Source organism: Defluviimonas sp. SAOS-178_SWC (assembly GCF_039830135.1).
Taxonomy (GTDB): Bacteria; Pseudomonadota; Alphaproteobacteria; order Rhodobacterales; family Rhodobacteraceae; genus Albidovulum.
Window position 1 is genome coordinate 633,886 of record NZ_CP156081.1, and the last position, 26,804, is coordinate 660,689.

Here is a 26,804-nt window from a genome sequence, read left to right on the forward strand (position 1 = left end):
GCGCCGTGGGTAGCACGAGGTCCGAATGGGACCGGAGGGTCAGATGGACGTATTGGACGCGCTGAAGGGCAAGTATCTGGGCGGGATCGCCGGGGCGGGCGACGAGGCCGCGCTGGAGGAGATCCGGCTGGCGGCGCTTGGCAAGAAGGGCGAGATTTCCCTGAAGATGCGCGAGCTTGGCCAGATGGCGCCGGAGGCGCGGCAGGCGGCCGGCGCGGCGCTGAACGCGCTGAAGGACGAGATCGACACCGCGCTTCGCGCCAGGAAGGCGGGGCTGGCCGACGCCGCGCTCGACGAGCGGCTGAAGGCCGAGTGGCTTGACGTGACGATGCCGGGTCGGCCCCGGCGGCAGGGGACGATCCATCCCGTCAGCCAGGTGACCGAGGAAGTCACCGCGATCTTCGCCGACATGGGCTTTTCGGTCGCCGAGGGACCGCAGATCGAAAGCGACTGGTACAATTTCGACGCGCTCAACATCCCGCCGGAGCACCCCGCGCGGCAGGAGCATGACACCTTCTTCATGGCGCGCGAGGCGGGCGACAACCGGCCGCCGCATGTGCTGCGCACCCATACCTCGCCGGTGCAGATCCGGTCGATGCAGACCCACGGCGCGCCCCTGCGCGTCATCGCGCCGGGCCGCGTCTACCGGATGGACATGGACCAGACCCATGCGCCGATGTTCCACCAGATCGAGGGCCTCGCCATCGACCGCGACATCTCCATGGCCAACCTCAAATGGGTGCTGGAGGAGTTCTGCCGCGCGTTCTTCGAGGTCGATCACGTCGAACTGCGCTTCCGCGCCTCGCACTTCCCCTTCACCGAACCTTCGGCCGAGGTCGACATCCGCTATTCCAATGTCGGTGGCGCGCTGAAGATCGGCGAGGGCGACAAGTGGATGGAGATCCTCGGCTCCGGCATGGTGCATCCGAAAGTGCTGGCGGCGGCGGGGGTGAACCCCGACGAATGGCAGGGCTTTGCCTTCGGGCTCGGCATCGACCGGATTGCGATGCTGAAATACGGGATTCCGGATCTCAGGGCGTTCTTCGAGTCTGACCTGCGGTGGCTTAGGCACTACGGCTTCGCGAGCCTCGACATGCCGACGGTGGCCGGGGGGCTGAGCAGGTGACAATCGCCAATTGGCTTGCGGTGTTCGTGCCGTTCATTGGTTTGGTCGGTGGTGCCATCGTTTACATGGTTCAGAAGGGTGTTGACCGTCAGAACCAGATTCGGAGTGAAAGAAGAGAGCTGTATCGAAAGCTCGTTGTCGACTTCAACAACGTGAATGTCAGTATCCTCAGAAGTGGTAGGTCTGCCGACGGTTTAGACAAGCTCGTTCAATATAAGAACACTGAGGCTGAAATCCTCGTATGCGCGCCCGATCCAGTTATCTCTGCCCTCGAGGGTTTGTCGCCAAAAATAAGCATTTTTGCGAAGCATTCAAACAGTGAGAAAGCAGAAAAAGACGCAGCGTTTAACGACCTGAAAGAAAGCTATGAAGCGGCCGTCGCCGCTATGCGAAAGGACGTTTTGGGCGATACTGAGGTCACAAAGCGTGTAGTTCAGAAGTTTGCTGAAGGCTTCTGGCTGTCTGTTGGAAGGTTCCCACTATGAAATTCACCCTCTCCTGGCTGAAAGACCATCTCGAGACCGAGGAAAGCCTCGACGAGATCCTCTATGCGCTGACCGATCTTGGCCTTGAGGTCGAGGAGGTCGAGGATCGCGGGGCGCGGCTCAGCACCTTCACGCTCGCCAAGGTCCTCCACGCGGAACAGCATCCCGATGCCGACAAGCTCCGGGTCTGCCGGGTGCTGACCGACGAGGGCGAAAAGCAGATCGTTTGCGGCGCGCCGAACGCGCGGGCGGGGATCACGGTCGTCCTCTGCAAGCCCGGCGATTACGTCCCCGGCATCGACGTGACGCTCGGCGTCGGCAAGATCCGCGGCGTCGAAAGCCACGGGATGATGGCCTCCGAACGCGAGCTGGAGCTGTCGGACGAGCATAACGGAATCATCGAGCTGCCGTCCGGCGAAGTCGGCGAGAGGTTCGTGGACTGGCTCGCGAAGAACCGCCCCGACACCGTCGACCCGATGATCTACATCAAGATCACCCCGAACCGCCCCGATGCGCTCGGCGTGCGGGGCCTTGCCCGCGATCTGGCGGCTCGGGGCCTCGGGCGGCTGAAGCCGCAGGCGATCGAGCCGGTGAAGGGCAGCTTCCAGAGCCCGATCGGCGTCACCATCGACGCGAGCCTGAAGGAGACGGGCTGCCCCCTCTTCGCCGGGCGTCTGATCCGGGGCGTGAAGAACGGCCCCTCGCCCGAATGGCTCCAGCATCGGCTGAAGGCGATCGGGCTCCGGCCGATCTCGGCGCTGGTGGACATCACCAACTTCTTCACCTTCGATCAGAACCGGCCCTTGCACGTCTTCGACGCCGACAAGGTCAAGGGCGGCCTGCGCATCCATCCCGCGACGGGCGGCGAGGTGCTGGAGGCGCTCGACGAGCGGAGCTATACGTTCCGGCCCGGCATGATGGTGATCTCGGACGATCAGGGGCCGGAAAGCATCGCGGGCGTGATGGGCGGGGCGCCGTCGGGCTGTTCGGAGGAGACGGTGAACGTCTTCCTCGAAAGCGCCTACTGGGATCCGATCACCATCGCGACGACGGGCCGGGCGCTGAAGATCCATTCCGACGCGCGCTACCGGTTCGAACGCGGAGTCGATCCGGAATTCACCCTGCCGGGGCTGGAACTGGCGACGCGGATGATCCTCGACCTCTGCGGCGGCGAGGCTTCCGACGTGGTGATGGACGGCGCGGTGCCGGTGGTGAATCGTTCCTACCGGCTCGACCCCGAGCGGGTGGTGTCGCTGGTCGGCATGAATATCCCGGAAGGCGAGCAGCGCGCGACGCTTGAGGCTTTGGGCTTCACCCTGAAGGGCGACATGGCCACGCCGCCGTCCTGGCGGCCGGACATCCAGGGCGAGGCGGACCTGATCGAGGAGGTGGCGCGGATCGCGTCGCTGACGAAGCTCGAGGGCAAGCCGATGCGGCGGGCGCGGCCGGGCGTCCCGAAGCCGATCCTGACGCCGATGCAGATGCGCGAGAAGGCGGCGCGGCGGATGCTCGCCGGGCTCGGCTACAACGAATGCGTGACCTATTCGTTCATCGACGGCGCCTCGGCCGCCCTCTTTGGCGGCGGGGCGGCGGCGACGCGGATCGAGAACCCGATCTCGTCCGAGATGACGCATATGCGCCCCGACCTCCTGCCCGGCCTCTTGCAGGCGGCGGCACGGAACCAGGCGCGCGGCTTCGCGGATCTCGCGCTCTTCGAGGTGGGGCCGGCCTTTTCCGGCGGCGAGCCGGGCGATCAGGCGCTTCAGGCGACGGGTCTTCTCGTCGGGGCCACGGCGCCGCGCGACCCGTATGGTTCTCGCCGGGTGGCCGATATCTACGACGCCAAGGCCGATGCCGAGGCGGTTCTGGCCGCGCTCGGCGCGCCGGCGCGCATGCAGATCACCCGCAAGGTCGCGGACTGGTGGCATCCGGGGCGGTCCGGTGTGATGGGGCTTGGCCCGAACGCGCTCTGCGCCTTCGGCGAGGTGCATCCGAAGGTTCTTCGCGCGATGGATGTGAAGGGACCGGCGGTCGCCTTCACCGTCTTCGTCGACGCGGTTCCCTTCCCTAAGGCGAAGACCGCGACGCGCGCGGCGCTCGGCATGTCCGACCTGCAGGCGGTCGAACGCGATTTCGCCTTTGTCGTCGGCAAGGACGTGGAAGCGCTGGCGCTGGTCAACGCCGCCCAAGGCGCCGACAAGGCGCTGATCGAGGCGGTGCGGGTCTTCGACGAGTTCTCGGGCGAGAAGGCGGAGGCGCAGATGGGGGCGGGGAAGAAGTCGCTTGCCATCACGGTGCGGTTGCAGCCGCGCGACAAGACCCTGACCGACGAGCAGATCGAGGCTGTGTCGGCGAAGATCGTCGAGAAGGTGGCGAAGGCCACGGGCGGCGCCTTGCGCGGATAAAGCGCAGGCGCCGGCCTCTCAGCCGGTCTGGTCGCCGGCGCCGTCCGGCATGGGCTGTGACCTGAGACCCGAGGTCCCTCCAGCCCTTGGGAGAATCCGTCGGTTGCGCGGCTGCCCGTGGCTCTCGTGGTGGAAGCGTTTGACGGTCAGCGAGAAAACGATCCCGCGGACCGTTTTCTGATCCGCTTCACCTTCCTTGATCATGTGGTTCATCCGCGCGACCTGGCCATCGGTCCAGGTATGGTGGCTTGCTCAGGACACATCGGTGTCATTCCCTGGCGTCGAGCGCATCCTTTGCTGTGTGAAAGGCAACGCTGTGCCGTGCGGTCTCGTCAACGCGAAGCCGGAACACATCGGGGCGGGCATAATGGCCAACGACGTCGAAATCGTAGCGCGCTCGTGCGATATCGTCGCGGTCACATTCCGCCAGCAGCAGCCCCTTGGTCCCGCGCAGAGGCCCTGCCAGAACATCGCCCAAGGGCCCCAGGATAACGCTGCCGCCGGAAATTAGATCCTCGTCCTCGGGCCAGTTGGCGACCGTCTTGCCCGACACCAGCGGCGCGGGCTGGAACTGGCAGGCGCTGACCACGAAACAGCGGCCTTCCAGCGCGATATGTTGCATCGTCGACTGCCAGGCATCGCGAGCGTCCACGGTCGGCGCGCACCAGATCTCCACACCGTTGGCGTAAAGCGCGGTGCGAAACAGCGGCATGTAGTTTTCCCAGCAAATTGCGGCGGCGGTACCCGCAGGGGTTTCGACCGCGGGCAGGGTCGATCCATCACCTTGGCCCCAAATCAGCCGTTCGGTTCCCGTGGGCATCAACTTTCGATGCATGGCGGCCAGCCCGTTGGCGGGGTCGATAAAGACGGCGGTGCAGTACAACGTGCTCGCCTCGCGTTCGATCACACCCGCGACGATCGTTGTGCCTGTGCGTGCGGACAAGCCGCAGAGCGCGCCGATCTCAGGGCCGTCCAGATCCATCGCCGCCGCGAAATACCGGCGAAATGCCTCGCGCCCTTCGGGCCTACGGAACTCCAGTTGCGTTCCGAAGTCGTCGCCTTTGGGATAGCCGCCCAGGATCGCTTCGGGCAGGACGAGGATATCGGGCCGCGCCGCGGCAATCTCTTCCTCGAACGAAAGAATGTCGTCCAGCGTCGCCTGCGGACCGGCGGGCGACGCGCCGATTTGCAGTGCGGCAAGGCGGATTGTCGATGAGATCACGGGGATTGTCTCCTATCAGGCGGTCAGGAACCGTTCGGCCAATCGCGCCCAAAGGGCTGCGCCGGTCGTCAGGCTGGCGTCGTTGAAATCATAGGACGGATTGTGAAGCGGGGCGGATCCTTCGCCGTTGCCCAGCCGGATGAAACAGCCGGGCTTGTGCGCCAGGTAGTGCGAGAAATCCTCACTTCCCGGGATCAGGGGGCATTCGGACACGTTGTCGGCCCCGACCAGTTCCCGAGCGACGTCGGTCGCGAAGGCGGTTTCCTCGGGGGCGTTGAACACGACGGGATGACCGCTGTCATACTCGATCTCGGCCCGCGCGCCCCATGAGGCGGCCTGCGCCTCGACGATGCTGTAAATGCGTTCCTTGATTAGCGCGCGGGTTTCTGCCGTGAAGGTGCGCACGCTCAATGTGAGCCTCGCCTCTTGGGCGATGACATTGGTGGCGGTGCCGCCGTGGAAGGTTGCCACTGTTACGACGGCAGTTTCAGTCGAATCCACGCTTCGCGAAATGATCGTCTGCAAGGCCATGACCAGTGCGGCACCCGCGACGACGGGATCGATGCACAGATGCGGTCGCGCCGCGTGCCCGCCCTTGCCGTACAGAGTAATGGCTACGGTATCGGCGGCAGCCATGAGCGGTCCCGACCGCATCAACACGGTGCCGGCTGGCGCTCCGGGGTGGTTGTGCAGGCCGAATATCGCGTCGCAGGGGAACCTTTCGAACAGACCGTCCGCGATCATGGCGGGGGCGCCGCTTTGCGCACCCGCTTCTTCGGCAGGCTGAAAGGTCAGGTTCAGCGTGCCCGAAAAGTTACGGTTGCGCGCAAGATATTCCGCCGCGCCCAGCAACATGGTCGTGTGTCCGTCGTGGCCACAGGCATGCATTACCCCGGGTACGGTACTTGCGTGGGGCTTGGATTGGGCCTCGTGAATGGGCAGGGCATCCATGTCCGCACGGATCGCGATTGACCGGTTCCCGTCTCCGACCTGCAAGCGGCCCACCACTCCATGTCCGCCCACGTTGCGCGTTACTTCGTAGCCCAAGCCTTCCAGCTTCTCCGCGACGAATGCGGCTGTATTCGCTTCGTGAAACGACAGTTCGGGGTGCGCGTGCAGGTGATGGCGCATGCCGAACATGTCCGCCTCGGCGTCCTTGAAATCTTTGATCGCGGCATATTTGGTCATGAGCGTTCAGGCCGCGCTCTGCGCGGCCCGCCTTTCTTCGTTAATCAAATTAAAGTACGCGGCGTAGAAATTCGCGGGTGCGTGCACGCTGCGGGTTGACCAAAATGTCCTCCGGCTTGCCCTGCTCCACGATGTGACCGCCGTCCATGAAGACGACGCGATCCGCGGCTTCACGCGCAAAGCCGATCTCGTGAGTCACGACGATCATCGTAAGCCCCTGTTCGGCCAGCCCGTTCATCGTAGCCAGCACCTCTCCCACCAACTCCGGGTCCAGTGCCGAGGTCGGCTCGTCGAACAACAGTATCTTGGGCTTCACGGCCAACGCTCGGGCTATCGCCACGCGTTGCTGTTGCCCGCCCGACAATTGCCTGGGATAGGCATTCAGCTTGTTGGCCAGCCCCACGCGTTCTATCAGGGCGGTCGCCAACTCGATTGCGTCACGCCGCTTGACACCGTGAACCCCGACGGGTGCTTCGATGACGTTTTGCAGAACGGTCATGTGCGGAAACAGGTTGAAGCGTTGGAACACCATGCCGATCTGGCTGCGCTGCCGGGCAATCGCCGCCGACCCTAAAGCCACCAGCCCGTTGCCATGCAGCTTGTAGCCGATCTGTTCGCCATCCACTTCGATGAAACCCTTGTCGATTTCTTCTAGCCGGTTGATGCAACGCAGCAGCGTGGATTTTCCGGAGCCGGATGGGCCAAGGATGGCGACGACTTCGCTCGGAGCGACGTCCAGGTCGATGCCCTTGAGAACGTCGTTGCCGCCGAACGACTTGTGGACGTTGCGCGCCCGCAAGATCGCGGCCCGTGTCTGCGGGGTTGCCCTTCTGCACGGCAAATACGACGTATTCCTGCACCCAGTCCACGAAGTCGTTCGCATCGCGGCGTTTGGGGAAGTCGCCGACCGGGCCCATGGCGAACTGATACCGGTTCGAGCCGATCCCGGTCAGCAGAGCGGGCAGGCCTGCAACCGTGGCATGCTCGATCTCGACGCCAAGGATCTGAGAGATTTCCTTTGCCAGATCGGCAGTGGCCCCAGTGTGCTCCTGGCCTTCGACGAATTCATAGGGAGGAAAGGATCCGTTGGTCACGGCGATCATGGATCCCGCCTCACGAATTTCCTCGGGTAGACGCGCGTTCAGTTCGGCGCTGATTCCGAACAGGAATACAGCGCCGAAAGCGCCAGGCTGAGTATTGGTAGTTTGTTCATGGTCTTCTCCCTTTAGGCAATAAGGTTAGGCGACCATCCTCGCGGAACTCGTGGAACCGAATACCTCCTCGACGTCCAGCAATCTTGGCAAAATTGCCTGCTCGTGCATCTGACTGATGAAGTCGGATATCATCTTGCGGTTCGCCTCAAGGCTGCTCGCATCCCAAGATGCGGGCAGGGCTTTTGCCGTGAACAACATTTCCTCCAACATGAAGGGTGTCGTATCGGCGTATCGGCGGCGTTTGGCCGTCCACATCTCGCGCGAACGGTCGATCAGGTCGCTCAGCGCCTGCGGGGCCCAAGGATGGGCCTGCGCAAGAGCGCGATCCATGGTCAGAACGTGAATGCCGGGAACATAACCGACAGCATCGAAATTGGCCAGCTGCGCGGCCCGGCAATCGGGAATCGATTGGCGAAACTCGGAACTCCGCGAGAAGAAGCCTGCCGGCATGAAAGGCGTGAACACCGCGTCCAGCCATCCACGCGACAAGCTGTCCATCATCGGCTCTTCGTTCGGCATAGGCTCGATCCGGCCTGGCAGGCCAAACCTGCCCAAGCGATCTTGTATCGGATGGTCGGCGGTCAGGCGTCCGGCATACCAGTAGGCATCCTCCGTCTGGATGCCCGCATGCCGCAGGATCGCCCGGGTCCACGTATTGCCGGTGTCCTGCCATCCGGTCACACCAATACGACAACCGGCAAGGGACTCGATCGTCGTCAACGGACTGTCGGCCCGGGTTATGATGCACGCATGGCGGAAGCCGCGCATAAGAAAGTTGGGGATGGCGTCGGTGGTGGCCTCACCCTGCGCCAAGGTCGTCAGATGGCGGCTGAAAGAAGCTTCGCCCGCGTTGTAGGGCGATGCGCCACCGATCTCGACTGGCATGGTCGCGATGCGATCCACCTCGACCGTCAGATCGGGCGACTTCACATCGCCCAGAATCAGCGGTGCCAGCATAGCGCCCCGCCCTTTTCGGGTGTCGGCCCAGGGGCACTTTTCTCCCAGTACGCGCAACCTGACGCTGTCGGTGCCAGACCTGGCGTTGCTGCCAGAACTGGATCGCGCGCTGTTGCACGGCGCGCGATCAGAGAACCTCAACAGCTACGAACGGGTGCGCACTCTGCCCGAACTCGAACAGGCGCTCAGACCGTCATGGCCATTCAAATCGGCGGCCATGCTTGCGACCAACGGCGGCTACAATGCCGTTTACCTGTCGCTACACGCGCTCGTTCCGCCCGGCTCCGCGGTTGCGGTGGAGATGCCCGCCTCCATGCGGCTGCTGGACATTCTGGAAGATCTGGGCGCGCGGATCATTCCAGTCGCAAGCGATCGGTTCGGCCCTGAACCGGCAGCGCTCGGGACCGCCCTGGCGCAGGATCCGGTGGCGTTCGTATTCCAGCCCGTCCTCAGCTCTGTGACGGGACATTACTGCACTGTGGAACGGTTGAGCGAATTGGGCGACGTTCTGGCCGCCAGCGAAACCTTGATCATTGAGGACGACGGGCCGGGTGACATCGCGATGGCGCCGTCCCAGTCGCTGGGTGACCGTTTGCCGGATCGGGTCATACATATCCGTTCGTTCTCCAAATCCTACGGGCCGGATTTGCGGATGGCGGTTCTGTCCGCCTCCGAAACGTTGGTGGATCAGGTGCAGTCCTATCGTGCTTTCAGTGCCGGCTGGACCAGTCGCATCCTGCAATCGGCCGTGGCCTGGCTCGTGGGCGATGAGGCGACGCGCAGCGCAGTCCGAACGGCCGGACAGATTTACCGCAATCGGCGAAACATGTTTGCGCAGGCCCTACGCGACCGCGGTATCGACGTGCCCGATGGCGGCGGGCTCAGCATTTATCTGCCGGTCCATGCCGAAACCTTCGCGCTGATCACCCTGGCAGCCCACGGCGTCTCCGCCCTTCCGGGCGAAAGCTTTTCACTTGCCCCGACGGGGCATGTACGGCTGGCGACCGGGCGGCTGACCCAAGCAGAATTACCGGCGTTGGCCGATATCGCCCGCCTTGCCGCCGCCGAACCCTTCGAGATCGGCACGAGTCCCTAGCTGTCTGATCCCATGGATCAATGGTTCGATCCATTCGCTTGAATGGAAGGAAGCACCAAGGGGCAAGGTCGTCACGGCTGCGCCATGACAAAGCATGCGATCAGAGCAACCGTACGGGGATCGCAAGTCTCGACCGCAGCGATAAGCCGGGAGTTGGACAACAATCCGAAGGCCGTCGCCAAGTGACGGCTCCGTTAAACAATACGGGGGATACCCTTGCCCTATCCGGTTTTCAGGGGCGCACGGAATCGCAAGCGGTATTGTTGGCTCTGTCGGAAGAACCTGGGTTTAGCCGGGGCAGGGCGCCAGCTGGTGTTCAGGCTCGGTCAAGCCCAGACCCATTGAGTGGTTCAAGGCACGCCGATCCGGCATGTCCCGTCAACGGCCGGGTTTGCCAGACGAGCGGCGACGCACTAACCTATCCGGCGAGGAGGCCCGGAATCTCGAAGAAGAAGAACCATATCGATACCGTGGTCAAGGCGGTGACATCCGGTTCGGCGGCGGCGCGGTCGGGCTTGGCGGCGTCGTGGCACCGGTCGATGGAACACCATCATCTCGACCCGGCGCGTGTGCAATCGGCGCGGCGGCTCGGCGGGGAGGAACTGGACGAGCGCCGCGCCCGGCTTGACCGGTTCCTGCTGGTCGCGGCGCCCAAGCTCGACCATCTCTTCGGGCTCGTCGGCAATTCCGGTTGCGGTGTGCTCCTGACCGACGAAAGCGGTATCGTTCTGGATCAGCGCTGCACCGACGCGGATGCGTCGGTTTTCGATAGCTGGGGCCTGTCACTCGGCGCCGACTGGAGCGAGGCGAGCGAGGGCACGAACGGGATCGGCACCTGCCTGACCGAGCGGCGACAGATCACCATCCACCGCGACGAACATTTCCTCGCCCGCAACATCGGGATGAGCTGCATCGACGCGCCGATCTTTGGCGACGACGGCCGGCTCCTTGCCGCGCTCGACGTCTCGTCCGCGCGGGCCGATCAGACGGCGTCTTACAACCGGCTGATCGGCGCGATGGTCGCGCAAACCGCCCGCGCGATCGAGGCCGATTATTTCCGGGCGTCCTTTCCCAGGACTCGGATCGTGGTCGCCGACGGCGGCGATGCGGATGCCGCCGTCTTGCTGGCGCTGGACGGCGACGATCTGGTTGTCGGCGCGACACGCGCCGCACGTCGCGTCTTCGGGCTCGAGGCGCAGGGAGACCTGCGGCCACGCCCGGCCTCCGACCTTCTTGGCCGCGACGATGGCCCCTCGGGGTTCGAAAAGGCCGAACGGGCCGCGGTGATGCGCGCGCTCGCACGCGCCGACGGCAACGTTTCCGAAGCGGCGCGGGCGCTTGGCGTCGGCCGCGCAACGCTGTACCGGCGCATGAAACGGCTCGGCATCGCGGATTGATCCGGCGGCCTGTCTCAGTTCTGAGACAGGTTCGACATACCGGCCCCTCCCGCCCGGCTGACAGGAAAGGACCGATTCGACAAATCTCCCCCATCCGGGCCGAGGACCCGGTTTAAGGAGGAGATCCCATGAACGAGATGACCCAAACGACGAGCCAGTTCCGCTCGCCATTCAAGACCCGCTACGACAACTTCATCGGCGGCAGGTTCGTCGCGCCCGTGAAAGGGCAGTATTTCGATAACATCACCCCGATCACCGGGGCCAAGGTCTGCGAGATCGCCCGCTCCACGGCCGAGGACATCGACCTTGCGCTGGATGCCGCGCATGCCGCCAAGGAGGCCTGGGGCAAGACTTCGGCCGCCGAACGCTCGAACATCCTTCTCAGGATCGCCGACCGGATCGAGGAGAACCTCGACCTGATCTCGACCGCCGAGACCTGGGACAACGGCAAGCCGATCCGCGAGACGGTCAATGCCGACATCCCCCTCTCGGTCGACCACTTCCGCTATTTCGCCGGCGTCCTGCGCAGCCAGGAAGGCACGATGTCGGAGATCGACCACGACACGGTGGCCTATCACTTCCACGAACCTCTCGGTGTCGTCGGCCAGATCATCCCCTGGAACTTCTCGATCCTGATGGCGGCTTGGAAGCTGGCGCCGGCGCTGGCGGCGGGCAACTGTATCGTGCTGAAGCCCGCCGAACAGACCCCCGCCGCGATCATGGTGCTGGTCGAACTGATCGGCGACCTCCTGCCGGCGGGCGTTCTGAACATCGTCAACGGCATGGGCGCCGAGGTCGGCGCGCCCTTGGCCCGCAGCCCGCGCATCGCCAAGATCGCTTTCACCGGCTCTACCGCCACCGGCCGCAAGATCATGGAGGCCGCGACCGAGAATCTGATTCCGGTCACGCTGGAACTGGGCGGCAAGTCGCCGAACATCTTCTTCTCTGACGTGATGGCCGAGGATGACGCCTTCCTCGACAAGGCGGTCGAAGGCTTCGTTCTCTTTGCGTTCAACCAGGGCGAGGTCTGCACCTGCCCGAGCCGCGCGCTGATCCAGGAAGACATCTACGAGGCGTTCATCGAACGCGCCATCGCCCGCGTGAAGGCGATCAAGCAGGGCGACCCACGTGTCATGGAGACGATGGTCGGTGCCCAGGCCAGCCGGGAACAGCAGGACAAGATTATGTCCTACCTGAAGATCGGCGTCGAGGAAGGGGCCGAGGTGCTTGTCGGCGGTGATGCCGCGCGGTTCAACGGCGACCTTTCGAACGGCTTTTACATCCAGCCGACCATCCTGAAGGGCCACAACAAGATGCGCGTCTTCCAGGAGGAGATCTTCGGCCCCGTCGTGTCGGTCACGACCTTCAAGGACGAAGCCGAGGCGCTCGCCATCGCCAACGACACGATGTACGGCCTCGGGGCCGGCGTCTGGACCCGCGACGGCACCCGGGCCTACCGCTTCGGCCGCGCGATCGAGGCGGGACGTGTCTGGGTCAACAACTACCACGCCTATCCCGCCCATGCGGCCTTCGGCGGCTACAAGCAGTCCGGCATCGGGCGCGAGACCCACAAGATGATGCTCGACCACTACCAGCAGACCAAGAACATGCTGGTCAGCTACAATCCCAACAAGCTCGGCTTCTTCTGAGGCCGCCGGGAAAATATCGGGATGCGCCTGAAAGCGCATCCCGATTCCAGTATTTTCATGTCGGCCCGGACCGGCATGCAAGAGTTGCGGCGACGAAGCTCAACTGACGGCTCGAAGCTGGACAGACGCGCACCAATCGGAAGAGTTTTTGCGATTTTGTTCCCGGCTGGCCAACATTCACCAGTTTGTTGCCATCATTCGGGCGCATTTCCTGACGACTGTGGCGAATAGTTGACGGCCTCCGGGCATCGCATTTCTGTCACCACGCATCCAGGGAACAGAATTGGACAAGTCGCCGAACAAAGACGTTGTCGATCAACCCGATATCTTCGGGGACGAGTTGTCGCCGGGAACGGAACTGTGCGGCGGGCAATACACGATCGACTCCTATCTGAATTCCGGCGGATTCGGGGTCACCTACCTTGCGCGCGACAGCCTCGGCCGGAAAATCGTCATCAAGGAGTGTTTCCCCGGAGCGATCTGCTGCCGTACGCGGCAGACCGTGCGGCTTCGCTCGAAGGGCGGGGAGCAGGAATTCGGCAAGATCCTCGAGCTTTTTGAAAAGGAAGCGCGCGCCCTGTCGGAACTGCAGCATCCCTACATCGTCGGCGTCCACCAGATCTTCAAGGACAACGACACCGCCTACATGGCGCTCGACTTCATCGACGGGCGCGACCTCCTCCAGGTGATCGAGACGGAGCCGGGCCGGCTGAGCCCCGCAGTGATCAAGGATCTCCTGCTCAAGGTGCTCGATGCCGTAGCTTATATGCACGACAACGACATACTGCACCGCGACATTTCCCCCGACAACATCCTGCTCGAAGCCGACAATTCGCCGGTCCTGATCGATTTTGGCGCGGCGCGCGAAAGCGCGACGCAAGTGAGCCGGGTGCTCTCGAAGGTGCTGACCGTCAAGGACGGCTACTCGCCGCAGGAATTCTACCTTGCCGGCAGCGAACAGGCCTATTCCAGCGATCTCTACGCGCTGGCCGCGACATTCTATCACCTGGTGTCGGGCAAGGCACCGCCCAGCAGCCAGGTGCGGCTTGCTGCGGCGGCGAAAAAGCAGAAAGACCCGCTCGAACCGCTGACCCCGCAAACCGTCAGGGGCTATGACCGCTATTTCCTCGAGGCCATCAACCGTTGCCTCAGCATATTCCCGGCCGAACGGCTCCAGAATGCGCGGGAATGGCGCGACCTGATCGACACTGAACGTCGCAAGCGCCTGCTGCTGGAACAGGCCCAGAACGACCGCGAGATGGAAAAGCGGGTTGCGCAACTCGTGCAGGATTTCGAGCATCAGGCGCAGTTGGAGCCGTCTGTTGCCGCGCCGCGTGAATCATCCGAGCCACGGGCCGGGGCGGGCGTTACGGCCCGGCGGGTGCTGGCGACCTCCGGACGCGGCAGCGCCCGGGAAGACAAAACCGCTCGTGGCAAAACCGATCCGGAGCCGGAGACCTATGCGGACATTCCGGCTTCGTCGATGTGGAATGTCGTCCCGGTCGACGATCCGGCCGATGAGCCAGAGATCGAAGAAGTCGAAAGCCCAGAACTCCCAGATACGGCGTTCAACCGTTTCTTCGCCGGCTCACGTGTTTTGCGCATCTTCGGGGTCACCGTCGGCCCAAGACTGAAAGAGGTGAGAAGGTGAGATCTCTGAGGGACGTCATCGTGCGCAAACGACCCCTGCCGCCGTCCGAGAAGACGCGCGATACGGGTGATGCGGAACAGGTTTCCGATTTCTTCGATCTCGTTGCCATGCGCGAGAAGCTCCAGGAACCCGACGGCGCCGGGGAACAGACGACGGGGTCGCGTGCCGATCCGCCGCAGGAGGAGGCGTCGGTAGAGGCCGAAGCGCCCGCCAGCCCCGCCACGAAGAAGCAGATATGGGACATCGAGCCGGACGAACGCGACGAGGATACGGCCCGCTTGGCGCAAAGGCCGCAGAGGCGTGCGCCCGAGGGTCGGCATGCGGATGAAATGCTGCCGGCACGGGCCCTGACGGGGCTGGAACGCGACGGCGGCAAAGGCCCCGCGCTCACTGGCGCGGCGCGGGTGAAGACGCGGATCATCGGTTTCCACGCCGGCGGCGCTGAAAACGACGTCTTCGCCGCCGACCGGGCAACGCCGTCCGCGAGAGGCCAATATCCGGTCGGCTGGCTGGTGGTGGTCGACGGTCCGGGACGGGGCGCGTCGTTCACGATCGGGACGGGCGTCTCGACCATCGGTCGTGGCGCGGACCAGACGGTTTGCCTCGATTTCGGCGACACCAGCGTCTCGCGCGAGAACCACGCCCTGGTCGCCTACGATGACGAGCAGAACAAGTTCTTCGTCGGACATGGCGGCAAGTCGAACATCGTTCGCCGGAACGGCAACCCCGTGTTGGCGACCGAAGATCTCGCCGATGCCGACCTGATTCGGATCGGCAAGACGACCCTTCGTTTCGTGGCTTTGTGCGGACCGGATTTCACCTGGGGCCCGACGGAAGACAGGCAGGAAACCGATGCCCGGGAAGACTGAGATTGCGATCGACGCCGCGTCGGCGCTGTGTCTCGGCGCGCGGTCTCGTCAGGAGGACGCGCTCGCGACCTCGTTCTCGCTGGGCTCCGAACTCGGTTTTGCGGTGCTGTCGGACGGTATGGGCGGACATGCCGCCGGGGATGTGGCGAGCCGGATCATCGTCGCCGAGATCTTCGCCGAGCTGACGCTCGGGGTTGACGATCCCGGCTTGGCCGAAGCCGAATTGCCGGAGCTTCTGCGCAGCGCGGCAAACGTCGCGAACCGCCGCATCCGCGCGCGGATCGACGCGGCGCCCGAGACCGCCGGGATGGGCGGCACGGTGATCGTGGTCGTTGTGATCGAGGACCGTCTCTACTGGCTGTCGGTCGGGGATTCGCCGCTCTATCTGTTTCGCGACGGGCAGCTCACGCGCCTGAACGACGACCATTCGCTTGCTCCGCAGATCGACCTGATGGTCAGGGAGGGCCTGATCGACCCGGAAGTGGGCCGCAATCACCCTCAGCGCAATTGCCTGACCTCCGCGCTGATCGGCGGCGAGATCCCTTCGATAGATTGCCCGGACCAGCCGTTCACGTTGCGGAGCGGCGATCTGGTGCTGGTCGCCAGCGACGGCCTCCAGTACCTGCCCGACGATCGGATCGCGGCGGTGCTCGGGCGGACGGGCGGCGAGCCCAGCGCCACGATTGCCGGCGCCCTGATGGCGGGTGTCACGGGGCTGGCCGACCCGGAACAAGACAACATCTCGGTCATCGTGCTGAAGGCGACCGACACGGCGGCTGAACGGCGTCTGGCGCCGATCGCCTGGTTGTCACCAGCGACCATACTGCGTGCATGGACCGGCGCGATCGCACCGGCGCGGCACCTCGGGACAAGGAGCTGATCCCGTGGCATCGCTCGCGCCCTGCACCTGGAAGACGCTGGACGAACTCGAGGCTGTGCTCGGCTCTGCAGCGATTCCCCCGCGGATTGCCCGAAGCTGCGAAGAGCTTGTCGAGAGACTGCGCCGTCCGGTCCGGGTGGGGCTAATCGGGTTCGAAGCCCGGCAGCGCAAGCGCCTTCTCGGCGCGCTTCTCGGGATCGAGGTTCTGCCGGACCGGATGACATGGCCCACCGTCGAGATCGGCTTTGCCGAGCGGCCGCACACCAGGGCAACGCTGGCCGACGGAAGTACCCTCGCCGCCGAAGGACTGCCGCGCGCCGAACTTCTCGGGCAGGAGCCGGTCTTCCTGAAGATCGGGGCTCCTGTCGACGCGCTGCGGCGCATGACGTTTCTTCACCTCGCGGCCGGCGAAGACGCGGAGGAACAGTCGGCTGCCTTGCGCTGGGCGGCGCGCCGGATCGACTTTGCCCTCTGGTGTACCCGCGACTTCTCCGCGCTCGAGGCCCGGATTTGGAACGCGGCCGCGCCTGAACTGAAGAACCACGCCTATCTTGTTGCCTTCGCGCCGGAAGCCGGGGCCGGCAGTCTCGGTGCCCGAACGCCGCCGGATTTCGAACGGGTGGTGTTCCTGCCGGACGAAAACGCCAATCGCGGATCCGATGATGCGGATATGAAGGCCGGCGCCCGCAGGCTTTTCGATAAGCTCGCCGCCGATATAGATGATGCCGTTGCAGAAGACCTCGATGCCGCGCGTTTGCTGCTGCGTCAGTGCGATCAGGGGATCGCCGCGCCGGGGCCGGATGCGGGCCCGACGCCCGTCGATGTCGATCGCCCGTCCCCGGTGACGGCGGATCGATCGGACATACCCGCATCGTCCGACCTCGCCGGGCTTCTTTCCGAACCGCTCCTCTATCTCAGGCGTACCTCGCGCGACCTCTTCGAGGCTTTGGAATGGCACGACGCGGACTCCCCCGACTGGGCGGGCGACGTCCTGGAACGCTGCTGCGAAGTCACTGACGGGCTTCGGGACCGCGCTGCGGACTGGCCGGAAGACGAAGAGCCGGTGCTGGCGCTCCGGGGGATGATCGACGATGCCGCCGATATGGCGACGCTGCTCCAGATCGAGGGCGGCCCCGAGCAGGCGCAGGACGCGGCCGCGCTCCTGCTTCAACTCCGTTCCGCGTTCGAGGCAAGCCTGGTGCGTTCCGCAATGCCCCTGAATTGAGGAGATCGACGATGAATGCCGAACGAGATACCGCAGGGGCAGTCGACGTACCCGAGGGCGACCTGATCCGGTCGGCGTTTTCCGGACTGCAATCATTCGCGGAACGTATCCAGAAACTCGATACCGCGGTGGACGCGATCGCCGATGCCGGCGGAGACACCGCCCGCGCTGCGACGCGGAAGCTCAAGCGTCAGATCCGGAGCTTCGAGCCTTCGGTGACGATGATCGGACAGGTCAAGGCCGGCAAGACCACCTTGGTCAACGCACTGGCGGGCTGGCCCGGCCTCTTGCCAGCCGACATCAATCCGTGGACCTCGGTTGTGACCTCGCTCCACCTCGATCCCGCAACCCGCACGGGTTCGGGAAAGGCGAAGTTCCGATTTTTCGACGAAGAGGAATGGGCCCGGCTGCTCAACAGGGGCGGGCGCGTGGGGGAACTTGCGGCCCGCGCCGGCGCCCACAAGGAACTCGAGAAGGTGCGGCGCCAGCTTGAGGAGATGCGCGAGAAGTCGCGCCAAAGGCTCGGCCGGAAGTTCGAGATGCTCATGGGGCAGGAGCACGAATACGGCTATGTCGACGAGGAACTTGTGCAGCGCTACGTCTGCCTCGGTGACGATGCCGGCGACCAGGGCGGCGCCAGCCAGCAGCAGGGCCGGTTCGCCGACATCACGAAGTCGGCCGACCTCTATCTCGGGCAACCCGACCTGCCGCATCGGCTCTGCATCCGCGACACACCCGGTGTGAACGACACGTTCATGATCCGCGAGCAGATCACCGTCAATGCCATCCGCGAGAGCCGGCTGTGCGTCGTGGTGCTGTCCGCGCACCAGACCCTGTCGACCGTCGACATGGCGCTGATCCGCCTGATCTCCAACATCCGCTCGCGCGAGGTGATCATCTTCGTCAACCGGATCGACGAACTGAACGATCCCGTTCGGGAGACGGAAGAAATCCGCAAGAGCATCGTTTCCACCCTCGACGCGCTCAACGGTCCGACCGATGCGGAAATCATCTTCGGCAGCGCGTACTGGGCGGTCCACGCCTTGGCGCAGACCTACAAGGATCTGGGCAAGGCGAGTTCGAAGGCGCTGATCGACTGGGCGGAACACCGGCTGAACTCCGGCGAGGTTCCCGGAACGGTGCAAGAGACGATCTGGAAGATCTCGGGCATTCCGGCGCTCTGCGCGGCGATCTCCTCCCGGATCGATTCCGGCGAGGGGGCCGAGTTCGAGGAGCGCATCGTCCGCTCTGCGCGGAACGTCGCGACCAGCATCGAGGCGTCTCGGCAAGTCACGGCGAAACGCATCGACGGCGATGCGGTGGCGCCCGTCGCGCCCGCCGATATCGGCCGTGAACTCGACGCCATAGCCGCGCGCAGCCTCGGTCTTCTTGATGCCGAGATGGGCAAGCTGATCTCTGGGCTCGACAGCCGTCTCGCGGGCGCGCGCCGATCCTTCCTTGGCCGCGCGACAGCCTCTCTGATCCGCCACCTCGAAGACTTCGGCGATCACGAGATCTGGCAGTACGATCCGGCGGGGCTGCGGCTCCTCCTGAGCTCGGCCTACCGGGTCTTTTCGGCAAAGGCGGTGAACACCAGCGAGAAGATCTTCGCGACCACCGCCGACGAGATCCGGACACTCTATATCAGGGCGTTCCAGATTTCCGAAGACACCGCGGCGATCGAGGCCCCCGTGGTGCAAAACCCGCCTCCGCCGGTCATCCTCGGCAGTACGATCGCGCTGGATGTAAAGGGGAACTGGTGGACGAGCTGGTGGCGTCGCCGGAGAAGTTACCAGATGTTTGCCGAGGAGTACTCGGCGCTGATCGACGCCGAGATCGAGCCCTTCCTGGTCTCTCTCCGCGCCGATCATGCGGAGACCTTTTCTCTCGCCACCAGGCAGATCCTCACGGAATTCATCGACGCCCAGCGGGCGCACCTTCTCGAACTCGCGAACCAGACCGAGATCGGGGTCGACAAGCTCAGGCAGCGCGCCGAAGCGGCCGCGACGGATCGACGGAACACGCTCAACGACACCGTCGTGTTCCTGTCCGAATTGAAACCGCGAAGCGAATGGAGGGCTGCGGAATGACGGCCGAGTTCATGTCCGTAAACCCGGTATTGCGCCGGAAACCCCGGATCGTCCTGATGGGCGAATTCTCCGCAGGCAAGAGTACCCTGGCAAACCTGTTGATGAACGATGACTATTCGCCCGTGCAGGTGACGGCGACACAGATGCCGCCGGTCTGGTATGCGCAAGGTGACGGCCCCGCGCTTCGCATCGCGATGGACGGGTCGGAAGAACCGCTCGACTCCGATGAGGCCGGCGCGATCTCGGTCCGCAACACCCGCGCGATCCGGAAGTTCGTGGCGGCCGAAATTCTCGAAGCCTGCGACATCATCGACATGCCCGGCAGTTCCGACCCGAACATCACCGAAGACATCTGGCAGCGCATGTTGCCGCTGGCCGACGCGGTGATCTGGTGTACGCCCGCCACACAGGCCTGGCGCCAGTCCGAGGCGGCGCTGTGGGAGGAAGCGCCGGGGCGCCTGTTCCCGCGAAGTCTGCTTCTGATCACCCGTATCGACAAGGTCTTGTCCGAGGCGGACCAGCGGCGCCTGATTGGCCGCGTTCAACGGGAGGCGGGCCCGATGTTTCGCGAGGTCATCCCGGTGTCTCTCATCGAGGCACAGGACGCCGTCGACGACCCGGACGCATGGCGTTCATCCGGTGTGGAGGCCGTACTGGCCGGGCTGGGGGAGATCATCGCCGAGGTCGAACGGGGCCTCGCCTTAGAGCCGCAGACCGATCCTTCGGACCTGTTCGCCGCGAACCCGGTGGAACCCGATGAGGTCGGCGCGGAGGCGCCCATGCAAATCCATCCCGCACCCGTTGAGCCTGCGCCTGTTGCGCCCGCACCCGACGATGCCGACACCGTCGCATCCGCTCCGGATGCGGCCGCCGCCATGCCTGAAGCCGCGGAGGAGGCGCCGACCGTCCGGGTGGTGCCGAGGCGCGTCGTGGCGCGAACGGGCGGGCAGGCGCAGAGCCAACGGCCCCGCCGGGCTGCAACCGGTTCGCTGATCTAGCCGCGTGGTCCGCGGCGGTCCGGGCTTGTCGCGACCGGCCGGTTGACGCAAGATCGCGCTCTGACACCAGAGGAAGCCAATCGGCCAGCCGATGACCCCAACTGCACTCAATGCCTTTCGCCGGAATGTCCGGGACTGTGAACTCGCGGTCTACGTGGATCTGGACTCGCGGACCGTGCTCAGTTCCGACGGCGCCTTGCAGTTCCCGCAGGAATACCTCGACGCGCTGTGCGCCTGCGCCGCCGACCTGTTTGACGCGGCACCGAAAGGCGAGGGGCCGGTCGAACATGTGCTGTTCCTGTCGCCAACAGGCAGCCGGAGCTTCTTCCGGAACCTGGCAGAACCGAACGAGGCGTTGTGCTGCATGTGCGCGGCCGAGGTCGCCGTGGAAACGCTGATCGAAAACGCCCGCGCGGCCCTTGCCGGCGGAGCGTCCGCGCAATGAGCGATTTCGGACGGGTGAAGGCAACGCTCAGGCGGGCGGCGCGGGACGGAGCCGGGCAATCGGGCCGGGTCGAGTATGTGACCGCGCGGGACGGTGTCGCGCGCATCCTCGACGAGGTCGATGTTTCGGTCCTTGGCCAGCGCCTCGGTTTCGAGTTCGACGACGGGTCGTGCCTGCGCTGCGAAGCGTCGGGGCGACGGTTGCTGCGGTTGCTGGCGCCACGCCCACCGGGCTTGACGAAAGAGCAGATGGCGCTCTTCGACCGCGATGAACTGGCCGCCGACACCGCGCCGGTGCTTTCCAGCCTCTTCGTCCGCCTCTGCGAAAGAGGCGCCGGATTTTCCCGCACCGCAGAACCGATCGGCGGGGGAGCCGACCCTGCGCCGGGCGGCGTCGAGCCGGCGGCGATCGCCGAGGCGGCGGGCTTGCCGGTCGGATCTGTGCCCGAAACAGGCGAGGCCACGCCGCACGCGGCGTTCCTCGACGCGCTCCGACCGATGTTGCGGGCCGCGATCCTGATCGACGGCGACGATTCCTCGCTGATCCTCGGCGGGGAGGAGGAGGCGGCGTTGCTCGTCGACTGGGTCGAGAATTCCCTTGTGAACCTGCTGTCACCCGGCTTTGCTTTGCTTGGAACACTCGAAACGAACGGGATTCTGGTCTTCGACTTGTCCGAAGCGGCCGGACGCCACATGCTGGTGGCCGGCCGGCGCGGCAGCCTCCTGGTTGCGACGGTGAAGGGCGGCGACGCGGCGGCGACCCTCAATCTCTGGCGGACGCACTCCCGATCAAGGTCCGCTTGAGGCGGGCAAAGGTATTATTGGCGGCCGCGCCGGCCCGTATCCTCAACCGCGCAATCTTGCGCCCGCCGGGTCGAATGCCGGTTCGGCGAGGATGACCCCGCGATGCGGCCGCCCCAGGACGGCCACCGACACCGCGGTTCCGGCGACCGCGCTTGGCGTCTTGATGAAGCCGAGCGCAAGCGACTTGCCGACCGAGAAGCCATAGGCGCCGGAACTGACCGGGCCGGCCGGCGAACTGTCGGGCAGTAAGATCGGCTCACCGCCCGAAGCGTCGGCGATATCCGCCTCCACCTCGATCATCACGAGTTTTTCGCGCGGGGCCTTTTCGGCCAGCGCGGCATAGGCCGCCTTGCAGAGGAAGTCGGGCTTGTCCATCTTGATCAGCCGGTCGAGGCCCACTTTCGGCGGACAGTATTCGGGGCTGTATTCGCGGTCCCATGCCCCCGTATCCCGTCTCCGCCTCAAGCTCCTTGTAGAGCTTCATCATGCAATACCGGATCTTGGAGATGTTGTTGTTGTCGTGCAGGCCCTGGATGTTCGCAGCCGCGTCGCAGGCGGAGCCCGAAGTGAGTTTGTCGCGCTCCAGCAGCACCACATCGGTCCAGCCGAGCTTGGCGAGATGGTAGAGGATCGAACATCCGACCAACCCGCCACCGATCACGACCGCCTGTGCATGCGTCTTCATCGCAAGCTCCCGCGAGTTGAGACGCCACGATCATATCCAATGGCTTCACGCCGAAATCCAGTCGTCTTTGTGCGATCGGCCAGATGATTGGCGAAACTCCGTTCAGCCCGCGCACTGGCTTGTGCCGCTTCCCGGTCAGCCGTCGGCTGAGGCAAGATGTCCGGCACTCATGGGCGAAACCCCCAGATCGAAACCATCCCCTCGTCAGGCGCGGACAGCCCGATCACGACGATCACCGCCACTCCGCTCAGAAGGTAGTAGGCCGCGCAGGGGTCGGAAATGCCGAGCGCGAATGGCAGCACCAGGAACAAGACGCCGACGTTCGGAATGAACGGCGTCACGACAAGCGACAAGGTGACGGGATCGTTGAGTCAGGTGCGAACGGTCAGCCGCGCAGCGTCGCGTCTTCCCCGGCCTGACGAAAGGCGGCGGGGGAAACGCCAACTTCCTTCTTGAACACCCGGCTGAACGCGGATTCCGAGGCGTAGCCGGCAACGTCGGCCGCTTCCGCCACGCTCGCGCCGCGCGCCGCCAGAGCGTCCCGCGCGATCTGCATCCGCCATGATGTGACATAGGCCATAGGCGTGATGCCCAGCCGCGCCGAAAAGCGTTCGGCAAAACCGGTGCGGGACAGGCCCGCCTCGCGGGCGAGCTTCTCCACGCTCCAATCCGCCGCCGGCGCCCGGTGGAACCCCGCAAGCGCGCGGGCGAGGTGCGGGTCCGCGAAACCCGCTACCCCATCTTCACCGGACGCGGTCTGCTCGATATGGGCACGGATCGCCTGCGCAAAGATCGCCTCGGACATCTTCAGTGCGATCAGATCCCCGCCAAGCCGCGCCCCGCCGGCCTCTGCCCCGATCACGCGTAGAGTGGCCTCGAGCCAGGAACCGGCTTCGTCGCCGTAGCCGCGCAGGTGAATGAACGGGGGGAGGCGTTCGAAGAGGATATGCCTTGACCCCTCGGCCAGCGCGAAATGTCCGCAGATGAGCTGGGTGTCGCGCGGCGCCCCGTCGCCTCCCCAGACCAGCGTCCCGTGCCCCGGAAACCCCGACTGCGACAGAACGTCATCGAGTGGCAGCGCCTCGTCCGGGCCGGTGTGACGGCACGACAGCACATGGGCGGCGCCGTGCGGGATGATGATCAGATCGCCCTGTGCGAGGATCACCGGGTCTGGCTGACCCGCGACGCGCACCATCGCCTCGCCCCTGTGGGCGAAGTGAAATCGCGCAACGTTACGAAAGGCCGGGACCCGCACGCCCCACGGCTCGGTGAAGCTCGTGCGGAAATAGAGCGTGCCGCGCAACGACAGGCGCGTGAAAATATCGCTGAGCAGGTCCAACATGCGGACGAGGCTAGTCTGCTTTCGACACACGCGTCCAGCAGGCTGGACGATCTCACAGATATTCCGGACGTTCCCGCATCAGGCGGCCGGGATGGCGCCGGTCCGGCCGGGGGCGGAATGGGGGACGATGAGCAGGTTGGCGTCGCGGTCGCGCAGAAGTTCAGGGGCGATCTGCCAGTATCTGGCGACGACCTCCGGTGCGAACGCGGCATCGGGGCTGTCCTGGCAGATCAGCCGGCCCTCGGCGAGCAGTACGATCCGGCCGCAGAAGCGCGCGGCCAGGCTCAGGTCGTGGAGCGCGGCGATAACCGCGGTCCCGGTTTGGCGTGCGTGGGTGCGCAATGCCTCGAGCGCCGCGAGCTGGTGGTGAAGATCGAGCGCCGAGGTCGGCTCATCCAGTGCCAGAAGGGCGCTGCCGCGAAAGATCCGCTGGACCAGAAGAACGCGCTGTTGCTGTCCGCCCGACAGCGCCTGCATCGGTCGCGCCGAGAGTGTATCGAGACCGAACCGCGCAAGGATGGCCTCCGCCTCGGTGATGGCGCCGGACGGAATGCGCCAGCCGATCTCTTCCCGCCGCCCGAGAAGCACGCAGTCGAGCACGCTGAGTTCAGAGCGCACCTCGAACGCCTGTGGCAGAAAGCCGATCTCCCGTCGTCCGAGAACACGCGCCCCGTCACGCACCGTGACCCGTTCGCCGGCAAGCCCGGCGATGGCACGCAAGAGCGTCGACTTGCCGGCGCCGTTCGGACCGACGATCGCGGTCAACCCCCCGCGCGGCACGCTGAGTTGCATCCCCTCCAGCACCGTCTGTCGGCTCCGCCGCAGCGCCGGAGCGTCGATCTCGAACACGGGGCGGTTCATCTAGGTTTCCTTGTGTTTCAGGATGACGAGGGCAAGCATCGGAATGCCTGCGATGGCGGTCACGATTCCGACGGGGATCGCGGCGCCGGTGGACAGAAGTTTTGCCGCAACCGAAGCGGACGACAGGATCACGGCACCGGTGATCGCCGCGAGCGGAAGCGCGTAGCGATGGTCTTCGCCCACGATGGCGCGGGCGACATGGGGTGCGATCAGCCCGACGAAGCCGATGGTCCCGGTGAAGGATACGGCGGCGGCGGTCAGCGCGGCAGTGATCAGGAAGACCCGGCGGCGCAGCGCGTCGGTATCGAGGCCAAGGCTCTCGGCATTCGCCTCGCCCATGCGCAAAGTGGTCAGCGCCCAGGTCTCCCGCGCGATGAAGGGCAGGCAGAGCGCGACGATGACGCCCGAGACCTTGACGGCCGTCCAGTTGGCCTTGAGGAGCGACCCGAACAGCCAGAACACGATCTGCTGCAGCACTTCGGGCGACGCCATGAACTGGACCAGCGACTGGAGCGACTGAAAGAAGAAGAGCACGGAGATGCCCGCGAGGACAAGGATCTCAGGGGCGCTGCCCTTGAGGCGGGAAACGACCCAGACGAGTACAGTCGCGAGCAGGGTGGACGCGAAGGCGCAGGCTGGGGTCAGGAGCCATCCCGGCACCGGCAGCGCCAGTGCCGAGCCGAACATGAGCGCCAGCGCCGCACCAAAGCCCGCTGCCGCCGAGAATCCGAGCGTGAACGGCGAGGCGAGCGGGTTGGCGAGGATCGTCTGCATCATCAGCCCCGCGAGGCCGAGCGCACCGCCGACGATCAGCGACATCACCGTCTGCGGCAGGCGAATCTGAAACAGGATCGCGGCCGCGGCGCGGTCGGCGCCTTGGGGCCCGGAGAGTGCGGTTCGCCACAGGTCATGCGCCGACATGCCGGACGGGCCAGTCATCAGATCGACCAGCACGAGCGCGCAAAGCGCGAGGAGGGCGACGGCCAGCGCCGCCCCCCGGTATCGCGCCCGCGCCCGCCAAGCGGTGGATGCGGCCGGTGCAGGCCCGGATAGGCTCATTTCAGCTGCGTCACGAACTGGCCGTCGGCCGTGACCGGCATCCATTTGCCATAGTAATCGGCCAGTTCCTGCGCCGGATCGACATCGGCAAAGGCCACGGGGTAAAGCGCCTTGGCGATCATCCTCGCATACACGAAATCCGACAGCGTACGGTTGCCGCCGTGGTAGATGCCGTAGACCTGCTTGTTGCGGATCGCGGGCAGGTCGGACCAGCCGGCGCGGTTCGCATAGGCCGCCATCTTGGGCTGCGCCGCCTCGTCGCTCGTGCCGAAACCGAGCAGGACCGCCTCGGGCTTTCCAACCCATTCGGACCCGGCGAGCAGGATCACGTCAGGCTGTTGGGCGATGACGTATTCCGGGGAAAGCGGGCCCCAGTTCTCGATCTGACCTTTTGCGATATTCTCGCCGCCCACGAGGTCGATCACGCCGGCCCACATGCCCTTGCCGTAGCTGTTGCCAATCTCGCCGGGGCCTTTCTGCGCCAGCTCGACATAGATCTTCTTGTGCGAGGGACCGGCCTTGGCGACACGGGAGAGCGTGTCCTCGGTCTTGGCCTGATACATCGCGGCCAGCGCCTCGGCCCGCTCGGGCTGGCCCATCACAGCGCCGAGGACGCGGGTCGACATCATGTGCCGGTCCAGCGTCTGGGCATTGTAGTCGAGCGCCACGACCTTGATGCCCGCGGCCTCGATCTGCGCCAAGCCCGCCTCTCCGAGGGCGGCGGTCTGCCAGCTTGACAGGACCGCGACCTCGGGCCGCGCCGCGATCAGCGCTTCGACCGAGAAGGTGTTGTCGTCTGAATTTCCGAAGTCGGGCAGGGTTGCGAGTTGGGGGAACCGGGCAGTATAGACCGCCCACTGTCCGGGGCGCCAATCGGCCCAGGGCGCCCGCGAAAGCGCCACGATCTTGTCGGCGCCCTCCGCCCCCGCCACGGCAAGGTAGTCTTCATAGTAGAAGCCGAGCGCCACCCGGTCGGGAACATGATCGAGAGTGACAATGCGTCCGTCGAGGTCGGTTACGGATATCTCGGCGCGGGCGGGAGCGGCGAGAAGAAGGGCGGCAAGGGCCGCGAAAGTTGCGAGTTTCATGATCGTCTCCAATGGGTGGACGTCGCGCCGCGCATGGCGGCGGCGAACGGTCGGAAAGGTCAGGCCGGG

The 26,804-nt window shown here is 65.1% G+C and carries 26 protein-coding genes and 2 pseudogenes; 14 read left to right on the forward strand and 14 right to left on the reverse strand.

The window, feature by feature from the left end:
• The first annotated feature begins 43 nt into the window (after positions 1 to 43).
• Genes pheS through pheT form a run of 3 tightly spaced genes read left to right on the forward strand, consistent with a single transcriptional unit; the run spans position 44 to position 4,016 of the window.
• Positions 44 to 1,126, forward strand: a complete 1,083-nt coding sequence (gene pheS, locus V5734_RS04005; RefSeq protein WP_347312223.1) for a phenylalanine--tRNA ligase subunit alpha — start codon at positions 44 to 46, stop codon at positions 1,124 to 1,126.
• Positions 1,123 to 1,611, forward strand: a complete 489-nt coding sequence (locus tag V5734_RS04010) for a hypothetical protein (protein ID WP_347312224.1) — start codon at positions 1,123 to 1,125, stop codon at positions 1,609 to 1,611. The genes pheS and V5734_RS04010 overlap by 4 nt, the downstream gene beginning before the upstream one ends.
• Entirely contained in the window at positions 1,608 to 4,016 is a 2,409-nt protein-coding gene (gene pheT / locus V5734_RS04015) for a phenylalanine--tRNA ligase subunit beta (RefSeq protein ID WP_347312225.1), read from the forward strand. The genes V5734_RS04010 and pheT overlap by 4 nt, the downstream gene beginning before the upstream one ends.
• Before the next feature lie 18 nt (positions 4,017 to 4,034).
• On the opposite strand, the gene V5734_RS04020 is transcribed toward pheT, so the two are convergent.
• The 6 genes and pseudogenes from V5734_RS04020 to V5734_RS04045 all read right to left on the reverse strand — a co-directional run bounded on the left by V5734_RS04020 (position 4,035) and on the right by V5734_RS04045 (position 8,597).
• Positions 4,035 to 4,220 carry a hypothetical protein gene (locus tag V5734_RS04020; protein ID WP_347312226.1) on the reverse strand — a complete coding sequence of 62 codons (186 nt, stop codon included), beginning with the start codon at positions 4,218 to 4,220 and terminating at the stop codon, positions 4,035 to 4,037.
• A gap of 64 nt (positions 4,221 to 4,284) precedes the next feature.
• Positions 4,285 to 5,238, reverse strand: coding sequence for a carbon-nitrogen hydrolase family protein (locus tag V5734_RS04025; protein WP_347312227.1), 954 nt, complete (start codon positions 5,236 to 5,238; stop codon positions 4,285 to 4,287).
• Between the two features lie 15 nt (positions 5,239 to 5,253).
• Entirely contained in the window at positions 5,254 to 6,426 is a 1,173-nt protein-coding gene (locus V5734_RS04030; RefSeq protein ID WP_347312228.1) for a M20 aminoacylase family protein, read from the reverse strand.
• A gap of 49 nt (positions 6,427 to 6,475) precedes the next feature.
• Positions 6,476 to 7,228, reverse strand: a complete 753-nt coding sequence (locus tag V5734_RS04035; protein ID WP_347313569.1) for an amino acid ABC transporter ATP-binding protein — start codon at positions 7,226 to 7,228, stop codon at positions 6,476 to 6,478.
• 28 nt (positions 7,229 to 7,256) lie between these two features.
• Positions 7,257 to 7,529 (reverse strand): annotated as a pseudogene (locus tag V5734_RS04040) (transporter substrate-binding domain-containing protein); the annotation flags it as partial.
• A gap of 135 nt (positions 7,530 to 7,664) precedes the next feature.
• Complete coding sequence (locus V5734_RS04045) at positions 7,665 to 8,597, reverse strand: nitrate ABC transporter substrate-binding protein (RefSeq protein ID WP_347312229.1); 933 nt, start codon at positions 8,595 to 8,597, stop codon at positions 7,665 to 7,667.
• Between the two features lie 70 nt (positions 8,598 to 8,667).
• On the opposite strand from V5734_RS04045, the gene V5734_RS04050 reads away from it, so the two are divergent.
• From V5734_RS04050 to adh, 3 genes are all read left to right on the forward strand, one after another.
• On the forward strand, positions 8,668 to 9,693 hold the full coding sequence (locus tag V5734_RS04050) for an aminotransferase class I/II-fold pyridoxal phosphate-dependent enzyme (protein WP_347312230.1): 1,026 nt from the start codon (positions 8,668 to 8,670) through the stop codon (positions 9,691 to 9,693).
• Positions 9,694 to 10,232: 539 nt separating this feature from the next.
• Entirely contained in the window at positions 10,233 to 11,090 is an 858-nt protein-coding gene (locus tag V5734_RS04055) for a helix-turn-helix domain-containing protein (RefSeq protein WP_347312231.1), read from the forward strand.
• Between the two features lie 128 nt (positions 11,091 to 11,218).
• Positions 11,219 to 12,739, forward strand: a complete 1,521-nt coding sequence (adh, locus tag V5734_RS04060) for an aldehyde dehydrogenase (RefSeq protein ID WP_347312232.1) — start codon at positions 11,219 to 11,221, stop codon at positions 12,737 to 12,739.
• 259 nt (positions 12,740 to 12,998) lie between these two features.
• Here the strand turns inward: adh and V5734_RS04065 are convergent, their stop codons facing one another.
• Positions 12,999 to 13,355 (reverse strand): hypothetical protein, encoded by a 357-nt coding sequence (locus V5734_RS04065; RefSeq protein WP_347313707.1) that lies wholly within the window; start codon positions 13,353 to 13,355, stop codon positions 12,999 to 13,001.
• Here V5734_RS04065 and V5734_RS04070 point away from each other — a divergent pair.
• The 8 genes from V5734_RS04070 (at position 13,242) to V5734_RS04105 (ending at position 21,700) form a co-directional block, all read left to right on the forward strand.
• A complete protein-coding gene (locus V5734_RS04070) occupies positions 13,242 to 14,390 on the forward strand; it encodes a serine/threonine protein kinase (RefSeq protein WP_347313570.1) in 1,149 nt (382 codons plus the stop codon). The genes V5734_RS04065 and V5734_RS04070 overlap by 114 nt on opposite strands.
• Positions 14,387 to 15,259, forward strand: a complete 873-nt coding sequence (locus tag V5734_RS04075; RefSeq protein WP_347312233.1) for an FHA domain-containing protein — start codon at positions 14,387 to 14,389, stop codon at positions 15,257 to 15,259. Before V5734_RS04070 ends, V5734_RS04075 begins: the two co-directional genes overlap by 4 nt.
• Positions 15,243 to 16,139, forward strand: coding sequence for a PP2C family protein-serine/threonine phosphatase (locus V5734_RS04080; RefSeq protein WP_347312234.1), 897 nt, complete (start codon positions 15,243 to 15,245; stop codon positions 16,137 to 16,139). The genes V5734_RS04075 and V5734_RS04080 overlap by 17 nt, the downstream gene beginning before the upstream one ends.
• A gap of 4 nt (positions 16,140 to 16,143) precedes the next feature.
• Positions 16,144 to 17,364 carry a hypothetical protein gene (locus V5734_RS04085; RefSeq protein WP_347312235.1) on the forward strand — a complete coding sequence of 407 codons (1,221 nt, stop codon included), beginning with the start codon at positions 16,144 to 16,146 and terminating at the stop codon, positions 17,362 to 17,364.
• Between the two features lie 11 nt (positions 17,365 to 17,375).
• The gene (locus V5734_RS04090) at positions 17,376 to 19,454 is read left to right on the forward strand and encodes a dynamin family protein (protein ID WP_347312236.1); all 2,079 of its coding nucleotides are present in this window, start codon (positions 17,376 to 17,378) and stop codon (positions 19,452 to 19,454) included.
• Positions 19,455 to 19,510: 56 nt separating this feature from the next.
• Positions 19,511 to 20,452, forward strand: a complete 942-nt coding sequence (locus V5734_RS04095; protein ID WP_347312237.1) for a hypothetical protein — start codon at positions 19,511 to 19,513, stop codon at positions 20,450 to 20,452.
• A 91-nt stretch (positions 20,453 to 20,543) separates the two neighbouring features.
• Positions 20,544 to 20,897, forward strand: a complete 354-nt coding sequence (locus tag V5734_RS04100; RefSeq protein ID WP_347312238.1) for a hypothetical protein — start codon at positions 20,544 to 20,546, stop codon at positions 20,895 to 20,897.
• Positions 20,894 to 21,700 (forward strand): hypothetical protein, encoded by an 807-nt coding sequence (locus V5734_RS04105; RefSeq protein ID WP_347312239.1) that lies wholly within the window; start codon positions 20,894 to 20,896, stop codon positions 21,698 to 21,700. Before V5734_RS04100 ends, V5734_RS04105 begins: the two co-directional genes overlap by 4 nt.
• A 42-nt stretch (positions 21,701 to 21,742) precedes the next feature.
• Here V5734_RS04105 and V5734_RS04110 read toward each other — a convergent pair whose 3' ends face one another.
• From V5734_RS04110 to V5734_RS04135, 7 genes and pseudogenes are all read right to left on the reverse strand, one after another.
• Complete coding sequence (locus V5734_RS04110; protein WP_432759662.1) at positions 21,743 to 22,075, reverse strand: glycine cleavage T C-terminal barrel domain-containing protein; 333 nt, start codon at positions 22,073 to 22,075, stop codon at positions 21,743 to 21,745.
• Positions 22,076 to 22,142: 67 nt separating this feature from the next.
• Positions 22,143 to 22,385: pseudogene (locus V5734_RS21570) on the reverse strand (FAD-dependent oxidoreductase); the annotation flags it as partial.
• A gap of 167 nt (positions 22,386 to 22,552) precedes the next feature.
• Entirely contained in the window at positions 22,553 to 22,738 is a 186-nt protein-coding gene (locus V5734_RS04115) for a hypothetical protein (protein WP_347312241.1), read from the reverse strand.
• A 32-nt stretch (positions 22,739 to 22,770) separates the two neighbouring features.
• On the reverse strand, positions 22,771 to 23,727 hold the full coding sequence (locus tag V5734_RS04120; RefSeq protein ID WP_347312242.1) for an AraC family transcriptional regulator: 957 nt from the start codon (positions 23,725 to 23,727) through the stop codon (positions 22,771 to 22,773).
• A 78-nt stretch (positions 23,728 to 23,805) separates the two neighbouring features.
• Positions 23,806 to 24,588 carry an ABC transporter ATP-binding protein gene (locus tag V5734_RS04125; protein WP_347312243.1) on the reverse strand — a complete coding sequence of 261 codons (783 nt, stop codon included), beginning with the start codon at positions 24,586 to 24,588 and terminating at the stop codon, positions 23,806 to 23,808.
• On the reverse strand, positions 24,589 to 25,647 hold the full coding sequence (locus tag V5734_RS04130; protein WP_347312244.1) for a FecCD family ABC transporter permease: 1,059 nt from the start codon (positions 25,645 to 25,647) through the stop codon (positions 24,589 to 24,591).
• A complete protein-coding gene (locus tag V5734_RS04135; RefSeq protein WP_347312245.1) occupies positions 25,644 to 26,735 on the reverse strand; it encodes an ABC transporter substrate-binding protein in 1,092 nt (363 codons plus the stop codon). Before V5734_RS04135 ends, V5734_RS04130 begins: the two co-directional genes overlap by 4 nt.
• Positions 26,736 to 26,804 lie beyond the last annotated feature (69 nt).